Below are 15,532 nucleotides of genomic sequence, written 5' to 3'. Positions count from 1 at the left end.
AAATTTAACCTTCAATGACTGTATAACAAGGAATGTATTTACTGCCGGGTAGCTTCATTCTTTGTTGTTTGACAAAAGAATTCAATAGCGTGTCCATTAATGCCATCATTTTACTATCACCACTTATTTCAAAACGTCCGTTTTCTCGGATTGCTTTTATGCCACTGGCTTTGACATTACCGGCAACAATGCCAGAAAAAGCCCGACGTAAATTGGCAGCTAATGACGCTATGCTTTGGTCATAATGCAAATTTAATAAGGCCATGTTTTTGTGATCAGGCTCGAACGGCTGTTGAAATTCAGTTTCAATCACTAATGACCAATTAAAATGATAAGAGTCACCAGTCAATTTTCGATGTGCGACCACTTCTTCTGTGCTTAATTTAAAGGTTTTTGCGACTTGTTCAGGGTCATCAATAATAATTTTATAGAGTCGCTGTGCTGATACACCAAGCGTGTTGGCAATAAAAGTGTCAATTTGCTGAAAATATTCCGCACTTTCAATGGGCCCAGTTAAAATAATAGGCAATTTTTGTAACTGGTTTTTTGGATGTAGCATAATGCCTAAAATATAAAGCAGTTCTTCTGCTGTACCTGCACCACCGGGAAATATAATAATACCATGCGACATACGCACAAACGCTTCTAAGCGCTTTTCAATATCGGGCATAATGACTAATTCATTAACGATAGGGTTTGGTGGCTCCGCTGCAATAATACTAGGCTCAGTTAATCCTATATAGCGGCCAGTTGCGTTGCGTTGCTTGGCATGACCAAAGGTTGCTCCTTTCATTGGGCCTTTCATTGCGCCAGGCCCACAACCTGTACAAATATTAAAACCACGCAAACCCAGGTGATAACCTACTTGTTTGGTATATTTATACTCGGTACTATTAATCGAATGTCCACCCCAGCAGGTGATCAAATTAGGTGAACTGTCAGGAATTATTGCGTTGGCATTGCGTAACATATCAAAAATAACATTAGTCACACTGTCGATGTCTTTAGTGCTGTAAGAATCACCAATAAATAATATATCGCGTAATACCGCCGAAAGGTGCTCTTGAATACCTTTGATAATAACACCGTCGACAAAAGCATGTTCGGGCGGGTTATCTAAGGCTAACTTAACACCACGCTCACGCCTTAATACTTTAATTTGAAAGTCTAAAAATTGTTGATATATATCTTCAGCATTATCTGTATGGCTGCCGGCATTGAGTACGGCTAACGAACAATTACGATAGAGATTATAGAGTTCACTGGTGGCGGATTGTTGTAAACGGTCAACTTCTGCTTGAGACAGTAAATTCATTTTGCCAACAGGATTAATTTGGGTATGCATAACAGTACTTCCTCATGCTGATTGTTATCCGTAAATAACGCTATCTTTCCGTCTTTTTAGCTTGATACCATGCAGCGTTTGCATGTTCAAATGCGGAGTGAATATTATCAGTCTTTCTATTAAGCTATGATCAATAGAGAGACTGACACGGTAATTTGTAAAAGTGAAAGGTAGACTTGCCACCTTTATACGTAATATATTAAGCTTGTTTACCACAGTGGATTTATCGATATTACTCAACAAATTCCTCGTCACTATAACGGCTAATAAAAGCATCTTTGGCCATAACACTTGTTAAGGTAAGTGGTTTGATTTTTTACTAAACTAGCGAGTTTTTTAACATATATTTTAAGTCGATTAACTTATTATTCAACCGTATGTCATTGTCTTTGCAAGTGAGTGACAATTTATCATAAAGTTGTTCAATAATGCTGCTAGTGCGCCAAGAGTGAATCGCGGTATCAAATAAAGCTTTCACCCATAAACTTTCAGCCATAAAAAAGCGCTCTAAAATATACTCATTGAATGGAAACAATAGCACTACATATGTTTTGAAACTATTGCTTTTACATCAAGGCTAAAGCAATAGTTTATTGTTATATGATAATAATAAACACAACCATATAAAAAGCCAGTATAAGTGTATATCTAATAACTGACTGCTTAAAAACTACACATTGTGTTAGCTTATTGTCTTAGTGTTCTTAATTTAGGCGCTTTTGTTTTGCTTGTTGAGCGAAATGGATTAATGTCTAAGCCGCCTCTGCGTGTATACCGAGCAAAAACTGTTAGGTGGTCAATCTGACAAAAACGTTTGAGATCACAAAAAATTCGCTCAACACATTGTTCATGAAATTCATTATGTTGGCGAAACGAAATTAAATATTTTAATAAGGTTTCATGACAAATTTGTTTACCGCTGTATTCAATATAAACACTCGCCCAGTCAGGTTGATTAGTGATTAAGCAATTTGACTTTAATAAATGGCAAACTAAATATTCAGTCACAACATCTGCTTGAGTAGGGTTGATATTTTTCAGTATTTGAGGAGCAAGTTGGTAATGACTCACTTCAATGTCTAACTCATCTATACATAATGCGCTATCAAGGGATATAGCTAGTGCAGGGCAGTTATTGACAGGAAAAAGTTTTACTTCTGCATTAGCACCAGCGGTAGCTGATAAGTCCTTTATTAATGCTGACTCTACACTTTGCCACGAGGAGAATTTAGTCTGATTAAAACTGTTTAAATACAGTTTAAAGGACTTTGACTCTACAATGTTTGGGCTGGTACACGGAAAACTAAATTCAGCCACCGCAACAACGGGCTTACCCTTGTCATTTAACCATGACAGCTCATAGCCATACCAAACATCTTCACCTTTAAACGGCAGCTTGTTTGTTGTTAAACCTAAACTGTCTCTATTTAAGCTCCTAGGTACCGCTTGTAGTAATTCTGGGGTATATTGGCTGCAATAGCTTGTTACTTTTCCAAGCGTTAACTTGCTTAACGCTTTTGCGTTTGTATAAGTGCTCATTTTTGCGTAACTTCTTCTCTGATTGTAACAAGGTTGAAATCTTTCTCTATTTTATAGGAATTAACTGCTAGATGAAAATATCAAATCACTCTCTTAATGAACTCGTATGGCAATTTTCTCAAGATTACTTACAAGCATACCAAGATAGGTTTCAACATTTACCTATTACCCAAAAAGATGAAGACTGGTCATCGCCTTGTGAGCAGGGTGTGCATGAAGAAGATTTTTCTTTATGGCAGCCAATAAAAATGGCCCAAGTGTTAACGTTTGATAATGTTGAAGCGGCCTTGGAAGTCAAACTTCATGCTGACATTAAAGACTATTTTACCACTATCTATAGTGACAGCTTAGACGCCAGTTGTGTAGAAGGAGACTTGTCATTGTTATTTGCATGGAGCGAAAAAGACTTTGCGCGTCTACAAGAAAATATTATTGGCCATATTTTAATGAAAAAAAAATTAAAACAAAAGCTAACGATATTTTTTGCGCTTACTGATGATGACGACCATATCATTTCATTAGACAATGACACGGGCTCAGTTTGGGTGGAAAAAGTGGGCCGTGAGCCACATAAAAAAATAGCAGAGACACTGGCTGAATTTATGTCGCAACTTACGCCACGGATACCGCCAACCAGTATTGAAAATGCTCAGTAAGCTATAAATTGCTCAAACATTATAATGACTTTTTGGCCGTGATGAGCATAAAGTCAGCTATTTTTTTGCTGGTCTAATAATTGTTTTAATTGTTGCTTTAATTCAGTTATCTCCTGCTGCAATGGCACTAAAGCATTTGCTATCAGTAAGCTTATTTCTGTGTTGTTAGGTTTTGCTTCAGTCGATATTTTGCTGGTGATTTCTTGATCTTGAGCCTGTATAAATTTTGGCTCGTGGTGCCAGTTTTTTAAAGCCGAAATTATTTTTGGCAAAGGTACGGCTTGATTCAGCTGACTTTTAATCAGAGCCACACTGGGCACTTTACCTTCATTGGCTAGCTTGTTGGCGATGATGGAAATTTCATCAGATATAGTCATAACGCATAACTCAGGTGTTAAAGAAGCAATATTTTAGCGAAAAACACTAACGCTGTCTTGCTTTGTTTTTAGTTTTTTTATTTATATTCAATACAATCAGTTGGTTATGAAAGTGGTTTGGTATTTGCAATTAGCCTTATCTAAACCATTACTTTTGATAAGAGAAAAATAAAATGAAACAAACGTTATTAGCACTCATTGTTATTGCACCGTTAAGCTTGACTTTAACCGGTTGCGTTATTGCCGTTGGCGGCGAAGATGGCCACTCTATTTCTGGCGATTTTGACGATAGAGAATACCAAAATAGAAAGAAAATCGCCGGTATACAATTAAACACCACGTTTGCTGATGTTTCTCGTGTAATGGGTGTAGCTGATTTTAATGAAACTTATTTCGATGATGGCAAAACGGTTAATGTAGTTTATTTTCGTACACATCGTTTGCACAAAGATGGCTTAACAACGAAAGATGAGTGTACAAAGTTAGTTTTTGTTAACGATGAATTAACTGCCATAGAGTAAGGGTGATAATCTGTGGTGTGTTGATCGGCCTTAGTATCTCCAGGGCATGAGAAAAGGGCGATATCAATTGATATCGCCCTTTTTAGTCTGACCAACACAACATTTTTCAGCATCGACTAAGTATGTTATTAACGACCCACTGGGATAAACAGCTGGGATAAATTAGTTATGCCGCTTTGCTCTGTTTTGATGTGTTCTGCTACCACTGTTTTTTTGGCTGTGAGTTACTTTGGCGTTTGAGCGCTTATGCACGCTTTTTTCACTTGCTGAAGCTGGGCGGTTTTGGTAAGTTTTTTTAGCTGTTGTTACAGCGTTAAGATAACTTTTCTCAGTACGGGCTCTATTAGTGATGCCTTGATCACTTTGCCTATAACTGTCTTTTTTTATATATTTTTTAACCTCATCATGCCTATTTATATTTAGATGCGGCTTAGCTGTTTCGATTTTATTGTTATAAGCTTTTTTACTGCCTTTAGTTTGTTGCCAATGCTTATTTTTATAGGCTTCTTGTTGAGTTAATGACTTTTTGTTAAGCGGATGTTTGTCAATTTTTACTGCTCGATTTACCTGCCGTTTATGCTTCAGGCTTTGGTTTTGGCTTTTATTTTTACTGTGGATATATTCATTACCGGTATGTTCAGTACGGCGTTTATTATTAACAAAAGGCTTTTGTTTTGTACGCAAAGCCTTATTCCTTGGCACCCTAAGTGTGTGACTGCGATATTTCTTCTGTATGTTGGATGTGCGATACGCTACGCCTTTTCTATGGCGAGGGTTATGCTGCCAACGTTTTGCCTGATAACTGGTAGACGCTTTTTTATTACTATGGTGTTTGTAATATCGAGACTTGTGATGATGAACAACCACATGACGATTACTCCAGTGCACGGCACCAAAGAATAGCCCAACAGTCAGGTGAACAGGGTTATGCCAATAATAGGCGCCATGATGTGAAGCATAGTGCACAGGGTGGTGCCAAAAAATGGGTGGATAATGCGACCAGCGCCAATCGCCATAAACGACTCGAGTATCGTAATAAGGCACATAAATAATATCAGGCTGTCTTGACTCTATGACTATTATTTGGCTTTCTCGAACAACCTTGACGTTACTCATATTTTCAAGGTTACCTGCTTGATCTGCTTGTTGGCGCAATCTTTGTACACTGGCAAGCACCTGTGCTTCATCTTGTAAAAAAGCATCACCTAAATTAGTCATCCAATGTAAATCTTCACTTAATTTTTTAAGTATGTTTGGAAAAGGTAATAAGGCTTTAACGCTAGGATCCCAATCTTTGTCTTCTGCGGCATCAGCAAGTGCTTGAGTACTTAGCCGGCTATTTTTATTTAACCATCGCTCGGCGTCAACAACTTCAATAGGATAGGTTGTGGCAATAAGCATGTGGCTAAGCAACGCGTCTGGGTATAATGCGATGGGCGCTAGCATTTGTGCTAACTCAGCATCAGTAAAGTGACTAGTTTGCTCGGTTAAGCTGGGTTCAATGTTTGACTCATCGAAAGTTACACTGGTGTTGTTAGCGGCAAAACCAAGGGTTGAAAACACCAAGGCGCTTGATAAAAATAACATGAAATAAATCAGTGAGTTTTTAAAGTTAATTTTTTGCATCTTGCTAATCCTTAATACGTATGATTAAAAAGCCGCCTATTTACACTAGCTATTTACATAGCCTAACGGTAAATAGCTAGTGTAAAACAGCTGAGGTGACTTTTTAAGTTATGCTAGCAATATAACTGCTGTAAACTGAACGTTAGCTGAATCGAGTGCTTATCGGGCGAATTAAATTCTATAGTGGGAAATTAAGCGTAAACTTGGCACCTTTTAGTCGCGCTGACGACTCAATAAGTATACTACCTTGGTAACTATTGACTAAATCTCGCACTATCGCCAAACCAATGCCATGACCATGCTGATAAGTGTCGGCTCGAGTACCACGCTGTAATATATCTTCTCTTAAATTGGGCGTTATACCAGCACCGTCATCTTCAATAATGATCATCATGTTTTTGCTACTGTGACTGATCTCAAGCTGTATTTCTTGCTTAGCGGCTTTGCAGGCGTTATCTAATAAGTTACCTAGTATTTCTAATAGGTCGGCTTCATCACCTTTAAAGTTGCATTCATCGGTAATATTGACCACAAATAATAAGGATTTATCGCGATATATTTTTTCTAAACTTTTGATTAATTTATTGGCTATTGGTGCTACCGCTGTACCCAAGTACCAGGAGGATTGGCCAGCGCTTTGTGCCTTGCGTAACTGATATTCAATGATGGCATTAATAATATTGAGCTGCTCTTGAGTTAGTGGCGATAGCGCGGTTTGAGTTTGCATAACGGCTAGGGGGGTTTTTAAACTATGAGCGAGATCTGATAAGGCATTACGATAGCGTTGGCGCTGTTTTTGTTCGGCATTTAATAATAAATTCAATTGCTCAGTCACTTGATGTAGCTCGGTTGGATAAGTGCCCATAAGACGTTCACTTTTACCTTGTTCGACATCACTAAGCTCTGTTTGTAAAGTTTTTAACGGCTTTAACGTCCATAACGACCATAGGTATTGAATCAATAAAAGTACCAGCATTAAACCGGCTAACCCTAGCATTAATTGGCGATGAAATTCGGCCATCATCTGAGTTAAGTCGTTTTGTTGCTTAATAATATGTAGGGTCATGGGCAAAGGTTGTTGTTCACTGCCATAACTGACACTTAAGCTATAAACAAAGTGTGGCTGCGCTGCTATCTGAGCTTGATAAAATGCACTCTTTCCTAAGTGAGGTTGTTGAAAGTTTTCTGCCGGCCATGGCGACAGCAATGACTGAGAACTCCAAAGCTTTTCAGGTGAGCTGGGTAGTTGATGCGCCGTATTTTCTTGCATGGTTGCTGAGCTACTAGTGAGCACAGCATATAAACCTGACTGGCTAACATTAAATTGCGTTTCCAATAACTGCTCAGGCATCAGCAAGGTGTTATTTTCAACTTCAATAATGGCTAAAATAGAGTAGGAATAAGCAGAGAGTTCATTTTTTAAACTAGCAAGCATATGTTTTTCATAGGCATTACTGATAATTAACCCAACAATGGGCAATAAGATGAAAATCATTAATAAGGCACTAAGCAGCACTCTGGTTTTTAATGATTTAAGTGACTTTTTTAGCGAATTTAACAACTAAATTTACCTTTTGTAAAATAAAAGCCCAATGCCATGTTAGCTTAATTAACCAGAGGTTAGGTGCGTTAAGTCTTTTAATAAGTAGCCTTGGCCACGTAAAGTTTCAATAAATTGGTATTGGTTTTCAGGGTCAAGTTTCTTTCGTAGTCGGCGGATAAAAACTTCTATCACGTTTGAGTCCAGGTCAAAGTCTTGATCATAAATATGTTCAGTGAGCTGTGTTTTTGATTTGACTTCACCTAAATGGTGCATCAAATATTCAAATAATTTGTATTCATAACTACTGAGCGAAATAGCCTGTTGATTAACGCTAACCTGCCTACTTGCGGTGTTAATCGCAAAGGGGCCATTTGCGATTAACGGACTTGCTTGACCAGCACTGCGTCGAATTAAGGCATTTAACCGTGCTAACAGCTCTTCAATATGAAAAGGTTTAGTTAAATAATCATCAGCGCCAGCGTCTAATCCAGAGACTTTATCTTGCCAACTACCACGTGCCGTGAGTATCAATATAGGAAAGCTGAAACCTTGTTCGCGCAAAGACTTAACAACGCTCACTCCGTCAAGTTTTGGTAAACCTAAATCAATAATAGCCGCATCGTATGGAAACTCTTGGCCTTGAAATAAGCCATGCTCACCATCACTGGCTACATCGACACAGTATTTTGCCGTGATTAAATGATCTTTCACATGTTGTTGCAGATTTTTATCGTCTTCGATGAGCAAAATTCGCATTAATTAGTTTCCTGATACACGGCCTGATTGGGCGTCAACGTTAACTGAAATTACATGACCGTTGTCTTTAAGTAACTTTACCCGGTAGCTTGGATTTTTTTTAGAACCATTGTTATTAACTTTTAATATTTTACCGCCAAATTTCTTTTGAACAATACGGGCAGCTTGTTGAGGACTAAGTGATTTAGCACTGTTAGATTGACCATATTTAGCTTTTACAATCATCAAGCTATTAGGCGTAGCCTCAAGACTAGCAGACACTGGGGCTGCTAGTAATGACGTTACTACGCTTAACATAAATAATTGTTTTTTCATTGTGAAACCTTATTAAAACGACTTGATAAAAACGAGATTGCCAAACAGTGTAAAATAATGATGGATAGAATCCAAGTAGCGTTATTTTAAAATAACTAAGCTGAATGCTTTCTGAATATAAGCTAACTGTTTTATCAGGCTGCACATGGTGTTTAATGACGGTAGTATTTAAAAGTTAAAAACAGTGTTCAGCTAGGGTTCAGAATACCTCAGGTTAAATGACAGCCATACTTTATCGAGGCTATCATTATGTTTAATAAAAATTTTTATCAACTGTTTAACAAACGGCTTAATAAGCTATTTAATCAGAAATTTACTATCAAGTTAACGGCAACATTGTTGTTGGTGAGCCAAGTGTCTGTTGCACAAACACAGCTACAAGTTGAGCAGGTAAGTCGCTCTGCTAGCGGATTAAAAAATAATGTCGTCGAGCGTGAAAAAACTAATCTAAAAAGTAACCTTAAACCTGAAGAGCAGATTAAGATTTCTCAGAGAACCTTAGCATTTAAAGGCATGAGTCGACCTGAGGTAAGCTATGCCCGCCAGCAAAAAGCAACATCAAATTTACTCACCTCAACGCTAAGTCAAGATGCTGAATATGATGCCGACTCCTATCATAGCTTTGTAATTTACAGCGGTTACAGTGAACTTATTCTGGATATTGATGAAGACGGCTATTATCAGAGTTTTAGTGTAACATTCGATGCCGATATATTATCGTCAATGGCTAATGAACAAGCCGTTGTTTATGCTGATTTATACCTGAGTCAAAATGGTGGACCTTGGGTTTTGTACTTTTCTAGTGATGACTTTGTTATTACTGGCGAAGATAGTGAAGATGAGTTTGAAGTGGTTACTCAGTTAGATTCGGGTTATGTAGCAGATCATTATGATGTGTTAATTGACTTATATGAAGTGGGCTTTAGTGCTGTGATGGCGACTTACAGTGCAAGTAATACTAATGCGCTTTATGCACTGCCATTAGAAAGTAGCGACTATGATCCTGAGTATATAGCGGTTGAATACTACGATGAACACTCAGGGGGCAGTAGTTGGTTGTTGTTCGGCGCATTATTGGCCTTAGTTTACCGCTATTGTTTAGTTAAATTCGGACAATATTAAAAAATCAATTAAACTGACAAGGTTATGTTATTTCGTAGTAATATCGTAGTAATAAAGCGACTATTAGCGAAAATAGCGTGGCTTGTCGCTTATGTATAGTAATAAAGTTTGACCTGATTTCTAATATCCTGATATGGTTGAGAGATAAAAAAACAATAAAAATCGTACTATTTATGAGGGACTCTAGATGTCACCAGAAGTCATTGAAAAAACCAATGTTGATATAAAAGCTGCATATCTTTCGGCTGAAGATTTAAAATTAGCCGCATCATTATTATACCAAGCGTATCATGACGATCCGGTGTTTCTTGAAATATTTTCTGCAGATAAAAGCGATTATGAACAACGCTTACGGGCAGCGATACGCGAAGAACTGAATGTTTTTTGGCAAGCAAAGCAGCCAATGATCGGTTTGTATTTAGGTGAAACCATGGTGGGCGTTGCCTGCTTAAATAACCCTGAAGAAGGTGTGTCATCTGAGCGATTTTGGCATTGGCGCTTGAAAATGCTGCTTGGTGCAGGTTATTTTAGTACCAAACAAATGATTGAAAAAGAAAAAATTGTTTTAGCGACAGTACCGTTGAAAAAATTTCACATGTTGTCTTTTATTGCTATACACCCATTACATCAACACCATGGCTTTGGTCATTATCTAATGGCAGCGGTAAATACCATTTTAGCAGAGCATAAAGACAGTGAAGGTGTTGCCGTTTACGCTACCAGTAAAAAATATAAAGCATTTTTTAAAGACGTAAACTATCAGTTCATTAAAGAAGTTGCTGTGGGTAATGTCTCTGGTTCTTTGATGGTTTATTATCGAGAAGCAGCGGAAAGTTAATGGTTAGTAATTTAAGCACCATATTATATAAATAAAGTTACACACCCTACTGATTTGCTTTTATGAATATGGTGCGCTCTGAAAGAAGATCAATAGCTATCTATATTTGAGATAATGCAGTTATAATCTTGAATTGTAGTTGATTTAACTGAACACCCACCAATAGTTGGTATTATGTCATTGGAGAAGCAAGTTGACCTTAGAGCACGGTGAAAACACGATAGTGCTAAAAGAAAATATTATACATATTACCTTGAATGGTGCTTTTAATGAATACGGAGCTAAAGATGTAGCACAAAAAACAAAGGAAATTATTGCTGCGCTCAAACAAGATAGATTTTTGATACTTGCTAATCTTTTGAGTTTGGACGGCGCAACGCCAGAAGCTTTTTACATATCTAATAAATTCAATCGATGGTTAAATAATAAAAACATGATCGCAAAAGCGATAGTTATTACATCTGAAACAATTAAAAATATAGATCAACAATGGGTACCTTCAAAATCTGTTCAAAATATTGAATATTTTCATAATGTAGATGATGCTTTAATATGGTTGAAAGAACAGATATAACCAATATTAAGTAAGGTCTGACTGAAAAAAACCTAAACCCCAAGATAAGTTCTATTCTATAAACTTATCTGATTTAAACTATTACCAAGCCGATAATAAAATTACTTAGCCTTTCAAATCATGACTGAATCACTAAATTTTGAGCATATAAAAACGATAACCACTATATCTACTAGCGGCTGGATTAAGTTGAAAATTTTTACACATTAGTAGATATGTTGGAAGTTAGCTGTGATTTAAGTTAATCGTTAAAAATCCTACTTGGGTATCAAAAACCGAGAAGCAAAAATTAATTTCTACCCATGTGATTTTCTGAACGCCTAAATATGCCGAATCAATGTAAGACATATCTCACAATACTGTGAGAGATAATGCTTTTTAAAGGAACTTAAATTAATGCTTTTATTTTAAGTTGTTGTATTATATTGCTTTATATTCTTTATTTTCTTCCGTGATTTAATTGTCCATGTTTTTTTTAAATCACTTACTTTGAAAAGCTAGGATTTAGTCTACTATTATACCTGTCAGGAAGACAAAGGGATTACGGATAAGGGTAATGGCTTACCATTAGGATGCTTAGATTAGCAAAGAGATAGGACGTCTCGCAAGGATAGATAGGATGCTTAGATTAGCAAAGAGATAGGATATCTCGCAAGGATAGATAGAATGCTTAGATTAGCAAAGAGATAGGATATCTCGCAAGGATAGAATGAATAATTGTCATGGAATAATCATCAGGAAGATGAATATAGACAATTGATGTAACTAGGATAGTTATTATTAAGGACAATATGGACAGCAAAAGGTTTGCTAGGATAGGCTAGGGATAGCTCTTTATGGATGAAGAGGGAACATTATATATTTATGCAGGATGCATATAAGCTAGTTATAGAAATGTGGTTCATTGAACCGCTTTTTTTTGTCTGAAATTCACTCAACATACTAATGCCAGTCTAATTTAAAGCCAAGCTAACAAGCAATTTTGTCAAAGCTTATTTTAAATAAGGTCATTAAACCCTCTTTAAGTCCAATCATCAATTAATTCAAGGCTGGTTTATTTTTATTTATCAGGTCAAATTAATAGTCAATTAAATTGGCATAAAAAGGCGATTTCCCTAACCTAGCTTGACTACCTTTTAATGAGAAGCTGTAGCCGCAGAGTGAAAATTTGTTTTTAAAAGCGATATTTTTAATTAACGCTTTGGTGTCTAATGGCGAGAAATAGGCATAATACTTATTATCTAAAGTGCTGACACTATAGGTTCTAATCACTTCATCTTTCGTAAACTCGATGCTTTTGCAACTTTTATCACCTTCAGCAGTGCCTAGGGACCAAACGTTAAGGTTATTTTCAACACTAGCTTGCCACTGGATAACAATAGCGCTATCAGCAGCGATCATGATAGAGAAGTTGTCTGGCAATGTTATTTGATGTTGAAATTCTTTTGCTATTTTTTGAATTTCATTTGTGTGTTCCACAGGTTTTTTAGCCGGCGTTGGCTGAGCAAATAGCATTGATATAATGAATGCTAGTACTAATAAAAAGCTAATCAAGGCTATAATAAGTTGGCTGTTTTTTTTGCTAAAAAGCGCTAAGCGAATTGACTCAGCAAATTCGATCTTATCTTGCGTACTGTCACTGAAGTGATTGGCATGAGTGGTTGAAGAGGTATTTTGACTGTTATCTGCAAGTGGCGAATAATCATTTTTATTATTCGAAGATTGACTGATATTGACACTATTCATAGTAGGTTCAATACGTTGACTGTTGCGAGAATTAGTTTTTTTTAGTTGTTGAAAATCAGATAAATTAACTGGACCATTATAACCAAGTATATAGCGCCTTTGACTTTTGCTTGGGTAAGTTAAAAGTACTACCATCATAAGTAATGGTATTAATAGCAACCAATAGCTGCTGTTGTAGCCAGTAAAAACAATAAAAAAACCTGTCACCAAAAAACTACCCGCAGGCGCTAGAATCCAAGTGTTATGTAGATGCGCATCATTGAGTCGGCGCCGAGTAGCCGCTAAGTATGTTGATGAACATAATAACAGTATAAAAATGGCGCTGAATTTATGATCACTCAAGCTTTCATTTAGTATGATAAAAGCAATAAAACATGTAAGACTAATAAAGATAAAACGTTGTCGGTTATCAAAACCGTGCCAGCAAAATAGCGACTTAATAAGTTGCAAAAGACCTCCAAAAATAAGTTAGCTATATGGCGGTATACGCTAACTTGAAAATTACTAAAATAAAACTCAATGAGAATCATCAAGGGTAACCAATTTAGCCTGCGAAGTCAGTTTATCTGAGATATTTGTTTATGCATTCATAGTCATTTATTAAACTAACAAAAATAAAACTTTATCTAGCTATTTTAGAGCATCAATTAAAGTAGACTCCATACTGTCAAACAGACACAGTGCGAGGGAAGCGATTAAGTATAGAGTAAAAATAGCGTTGTATTTATAGCGTTAATCGATTTATTGCTAAGAAAGTCTTGGGTTATTTAATTTAAGTTAATATGGATACTTTGCAGGACGCGTAGGTTATTCATGGCGTGAACAGAGCTTTGTGGATGATATGTTTGGCATAATTAGCTAAATCAAAAAAAGCGACTTAAGGTCGCTTTTTCTTTACCTGCTCATTTTTCAGCGTTGTGTTAGTTAACTCGGTAAGGGGGGGTGTCAATATTGTCAAGTTTGTAACCTCGCATTATCATGGTGCCATGGTATGTAGATTCACCATCACCACTAAATTCAAAATCAAAATGACTTAACCAATGTGGTCCTAAGCGTTTAGAGAACCTAAATCGACTCGATAAACGCGCTATCGCTATAAATTGCAAATTTTCATGTTTACAATATTTATCAACATGGGAGCGAGCATACTCAGATACTTTTCGTAAATACACAAAATACCAAAAGAGTAAGCCGATAAAAAGTAGATAGTAAATGTTTTCCATGAGAATGCCTATGGTTTAAAAAGCGTGCCAATGGCTTGGGCCAAATCAGGGCTGCGTTTTGGTGAACGAATGGCTTGCAATAGTACGGGGCGTATCATCGGTATTGCAACTAAATCTTTAAATATTGCTGAAAATAAGGCCTTGTTTTTATCTTTTATTAAATGTTCTAAGTAGACAAAAAGCATTTTTTCCGTACTTAATATTGGCCATAAACGACCCGCAATAATAATCAGTATATCTTCATCTAACCTTTGATTAGTGATTAAATTACTCAGCAGGTTTTGACTATAAGTGTGCTCTGTACTTGATGCCAGTGCACGCAACAATGCGATGGTAATGACTGTATTGTTACTGGTTTGTGCTTGTTGAAAACGTAGTGTTATTTGCTCAATAACGTCATCAGGTAAGCTAACGTTTTCAAGTGCAGAAGATAAGGGTACAAGTACTTGTTCAGGCAAGTAACTTAAAGCGTGGGTTAAAACCTCACTATTGTTAGCTTCGTTGAGTCGAAAGGCAAAGTCAGATAAACCTTGTACCCCAAGGTCTTGCCAAGCTTCCCATCCGTTGACACCCGATAAGTAACGTTGTGCAGGTGCATAAAACTTGCTAGCCGATTGTTTAAGCGACGTTGACAAAACACTGTTTATCGCAGCTAATTTATACTGGGCCGGTGTAAAGTGATAAGGATTTTTCTTCAGTAACGCTTCTTGTTGCTCGGTTGGATTTACCGTAAGGTTTTCACCTAAGGCTTCAACAATAATGGCAATAAAATGATTTCTAGCTCCTTGATTTAATAGACCTCGTTCATCTAACGGTAGTTTGACGAACCATAAGTAAGGGCTAGTAGATTGCTTTTGCCAAAATGCGATGGCAAGCATTGCATGACCTTGAATTGGAAAGGGGTAGGGCAGTTGAGCTGCTTCAATTTGTTCAAATTGCTCTATGGATATTTTATCTACTCGACGACCGATGTCGTAAATACAATATTGAGAATCTGATAAGTTCAGCAATGCTGAAATTGAAGAAATAGTGTCCGAAGTTATACTCATAGAATCTACTGTCGCTATTAAAAGTTTGATAAGTGGCTAGGTTTTGTTATGGCTCAACATTATAGAGATAACGCTGCTTTAACTCCACCGTTAATCTTTATCCGGTGATTTTAGGTAACGGCAACGTTTATTAGCTTTTATCTATAAAATTTTTACTGCACAATTTATATTTAGCACTTAAAGTAGCACTGCTGTGACGTTAATAAATCCAGCACTTAATTTGATCAGGTAAAAATCTATTATTGACCGCTAAATTGGCTAAGTACTATTTTTATCGAACGATGAATAGCAAGAATACAGTA

General features: G+C 36.7%; 16 protein-coding genes. 5 read left to right on the top strand and 11 right to left on the bottom strand.

All coding sequences use genetic code 11. The annotated features are described in order from the left end of the window. Positions 1–4 precede the first annotated feature (4 nt). From ppnN to queF, 3 genes are all read right to left on the bottom strand, one after another. Positions 5–1,345, bottom strand: a complete 1,341-nt coding sequence (gene ppnN / locus H4J54_RS00990) for a nucleotide 5'-monophosphate nucleosidase PpnN (protein ID WP_182188965.1) — start codon at positions 1,343–1,345, stop codon at positions 5–7. A 319-nt stretch (positions 1,346–1,664) separates the two neighbouring features. After that, entirely contained in the window at positions 1,665–1,841 is a 177-nt protein-coding gene (locus H4J54_RS00985; RefSeq protein ID WP_182188964.1) for a hypothetical protein, read from the bottom strand. A gap of 191 nt (positions 1,842–2,032) precedes the next feature. Next, positions 2,033–2,884 (bottom strand): NADPH-dependent 7-cyano-7-deazaguanine reductase QueF, encoded by an 852-nt coding sequence (queF, locus tag H4J54_RS00980; protein WP_182188963.1) that lies wholly within the window; start codon positions 2,882–2,884, stop codon positions 2,033–2,035. Between the two features lie 71 nt (positions 2,885–2,955). Between queF and syd the strand changes: the two genes are divergently transcribed. After that, the gene (gene syd / locus H4J54_RS00975; RefSeq protein ID WP_182188962.1) at positions 2,956–3,540 is read left to right on the top strand and encodes a SecY-interacting protein; all 585 of its coding nucleotides are present in this window, start codon (positions 2,956–2,958) and stop codon (positions 3,538–3,540) included. Positions 3,541–3,593: 53 nt separating this feature from the next. Here syd and H4J54_RS00970 read toward each other — a convergent pair whose 3' ends face one another. Continuing rightward, positions 3,594–3,917 carry a hypothetical protein gene (locus H4J54_RS00970; RefSeq protein ID WP_182188961.1) on the bottom strand — a complete coding sequence of 108 codons (324 nt, stop codon included), beginning with the start codon at positions 3,915–3,917 and terminating at the stop codon, positions 3,594–3,596. Between the two features lie 173 nt (positions 3,918–4,090). Here H4J54_RS00970 and H4J54_RS00965 point away from each other — a divergent pair, with 173 nt between their 5' ends. Next, positions 4,091–4,438, top strand: coding sequence for a DUF3192 domain-containing protein (locus H4J54_RS00965; protein ID WP_182188960.1), 348 nt, complete (start codon positions 4,091–4,093; stop codon positions 4,436–4,438). A gap of 162 nt (positions 4,439–4,600) precedes the next feature. Here the strand turns inward: H4J54_RS00965 and H4J54_RS00960 are convergent, their stop codons facing one another. The 4 genes from H4J54_RS00960 to H4J54_RS00945 form a co-directional block, all read right to left on the bottom strand. Continuing rightward, positions 4,601–6,064 carry a DUF3300 domain-containing protein gene (locus H4J54_RS00960; protein WP_259366979.1) on the bottom strand — a complete coding sequence of 488 codons (1,464 nt, stop codon included), beginning with the start codon at positions 6,062–6,064 and terminating at the stop codon, positions 4,601–4,603. A gap of 178 nt (positions 6,065–6,242) precedes the next feature. After that, positions 6,243–7,625, bottom strand: a complete 1,383-nt coding sequence (locus tag H4J54_RS00955) for an ATP-binding protein (RefSeq protein ID WP_259366980.1) — start codon at positions 7,623–7,625, stop codon at positions 6,243–6,245. A 48-nt stretch (positions 7,626–7,673) separates the two neighbouring features. Beyond that, positions 7,674–8,363 (bottom strand): response regulator transcription factor, encoded by a 690-nt coding sequence (locus H4J54_RS00950; RefSeq protein WP_182188959.1) that lies wholly within the window; start codon positions 8,361–8,363, stop codon positions 7,674–7,676. Between the two features lie 3 nt (positions 8,364–8,366). Next, the gene (locus H4J54_RS00945; RefSeq protein ID WP_182188958.1) at positions 8,367–8,678 is read right to left on the bottom strand and encodes a PepSY domain-containing protein; all 312 of its coding nucleotides are present in this window, start codon (positions 8,676–8,678) and stop codon (positions 8,367–8,369) included. Positions 8,679–8,927: 249 nt separating this feature from the next. On the opposite strand from H4J54_RS00945, the gene H4J54_RS00940 reads away from it, so the two are divergent. The 3 genes from H4J54_RS00940 to H4J54_RS00930 all read left to right on the top strand — a co-directional run bounded on the left by H4J54_RS00940 (position 8,928) and on the right by H4J54_RS00930 (position 11,212). Next, the gene (locus H4J54_RS00940; protein ID WP_182188957.1) at positions 8,928–9,800 is read left to right on the top strand and encodes a choice-of-anchor H family protein; all 873 of its coding nucleotides are present in this window, start codon (positions 8,928–8,930) and stop codon (positions 9,798–9,800) included. A gap of 187 nt (positions 9,801–9,987) precedes the next feature. Continuing rightward, positions 9,988–10,638: a GNAT family N-acetyltransferase gene (locus H4J54_RS00935; RefSeq protein ID WP_182188956.1), complete on the top strand. Its 651-nt coding sequence runs from the start codon at positions 9,988–9,990 to the stop codon at positions 10,636–10,638. A gap of 193 nt (positions 10,639–10,831) precedes the next feature. Continuing rightward, the gene (locus H4J54_RS00930; protein ID WP_182188955.1) at positions 10,832–11,212 is read left to right on the top strand and encodes an STAS/SEC14 domain-containing protein; all 381 of its coding nucleotides are present in this window, start codon (positions 10,832–10,834) and stop codon (positions 11,210–11,212) included. Between the two features lie 1,077 nt (positions 11,213–12,289). Here the strand turns inward: H4J54_RS00930 and H4J54_RS00925 are convergent. The 3 genes from H4J54_RS00925 to H4J54_RS00915 all read right to left on the bottom strand — a co-directional run bounded on the left by H4J54_RS00925 (position 12,290) and on the right by H4J54_RS00915 (position 15,230). Continuing rightward, positions 12,290–13,300, bottom strand: coding sequence for a hypothetical protein (locus tag H4J54_RS00925; protein ID WP_182188954.1), 1,011 nt, complete (start codon positions 13,298–13,300; stop codon positions 12,290–12,292). A 578-nt stretch (positions 13,301–13,878) separates the two neighbouring features. Next, on the bottom strand, positions 13,879–14,181 hold the full coding sequence (locus H4J54_RS00920) for a DUF3301 domain-containing protein (RefSeq protein ID WP_182188953.1): 303 nt from the start codon (positions 14,179–14,181) through the stop codon (positions 13,879–13,881). An 8-nt stretch (positions 14,182–14,189) separates the two neighbouring features. Next, positions 14,190–15,230, bottom strand: coding sequence for a DUF3549 family protein (locus H4J54_RS00915; protein ID WP_182188952.1), 1,041 nt, complete (start codon positions 15,228–15,230; stop codon positions 14,190–14,192). Between the last annotated feature and the right edge of the window lie 302 nt (positions 15,231–15,532).

The sequence above is a fragment of the Colwellia sp. MB3u-8 genome (assembly GCF_014076985.1).
Classification (GTDB): domain Bacteria; phylum Pseudomonadota; class Gammaproteobacteria; order Enterobacterales; family Alteromonadaceae; genus Cognaticolwellia.
This window is presented reverse-complemented; position numbering and strand designations above follow the sequence as displayed.

Excerpts from the sequence above, each read along its gene's own strand:
- H4J54_RS00920 (WP_182188953.1), bottom strand. The coding sequence starts at position 14,181 with ATGGAAAACATTTACTATCTACTTTTTATCGGCTTACTCTTTTGGTAT.
- H4J54_RS00965 (WP_182188960.1), top strand. The coding sequence starts at position 4,091 with ATGAAACAAACGTTATTAGCACTCATTGTTATTGCACCGTTAAGCTTG.
- H4J54_RS00960 (WP_259366979.1), bottom strand. The coding sequence starts at position 6,064 with ATGCAAAAAATTAACTTTAAAAACTCACTGATTTATTTCATGTTATTT.
- syd (WP_182188962.1), top strand. The coding sequence starts at position 2,956 with ATGAAAATATCAAATCACTCTCTTAATGAACTCGTATGGCAATTTTCT.
- H4J54_RS00950 (WP_182188959.1), bottom strand. The coding sequence starts at position 8,363 with ATGCGAATTTTGCTCATCGAAGACGATAAAAATCTGCAACAACATGTG.
- H4J54_RS00970 (WP_182188961.1), bottom strand. The coding sequence starts at position 3,917 with ATGACTATATCTGATGAAATTTCCATCATCGCCAACAAGCTAGCCAAT.
- H4J54_RS00985 (WP_182188964.1), bottom strand. The coding sequence starts at position 1,841 with ATGGCTGAAAGTTTATGGGTGAAAGCTTTATTTGATACCGCGATTCAC.
- H4J54_RS00940 (WP_182188957.1), top strand. The coding sequence starts at position 8,928 with ATGTTTAATAAAAATTTTTATCAACTGTTTAACAAACGGCTTAATAAG.
- H4J54_RS00945 (WP_182188958.1), bottom strand. The coding sequence starts at position 8,678 with ATGAAAAAACAATTATTTATGTTAAGCGTAGTAACGTCATTACTAGCA.
- H4J54_RS00935 (WP_182188956.1), top strand. The coding sequence starts at position 9,988 with ATGTCACCAGAAGTCATTGAAAAAACCAATGTTGATATAAAAGCTGCA.
- H4J54_RS00915 (WP_182188952.1), bottom strand. The coding sequence starts at position 15,230 with ATGAGTATAACTTCGGACACTATTTCTTCAATTTCAGCATTGCTGAAC.
- ppnN (WP_182188965.1), bottom strand. The coding sequence starts at position 1,345 with ATGCATACCCAAATTAATCCTGTTGGCAAAATGAATTTACTGTCTCAA.
- queF (WP_182188963.1), bottom strand. The coding sequence starts at position 2,884 with ATGAGCACTTATACAAACGCAAAAGCGTTAAGCAAGTTAACGCTTGGA.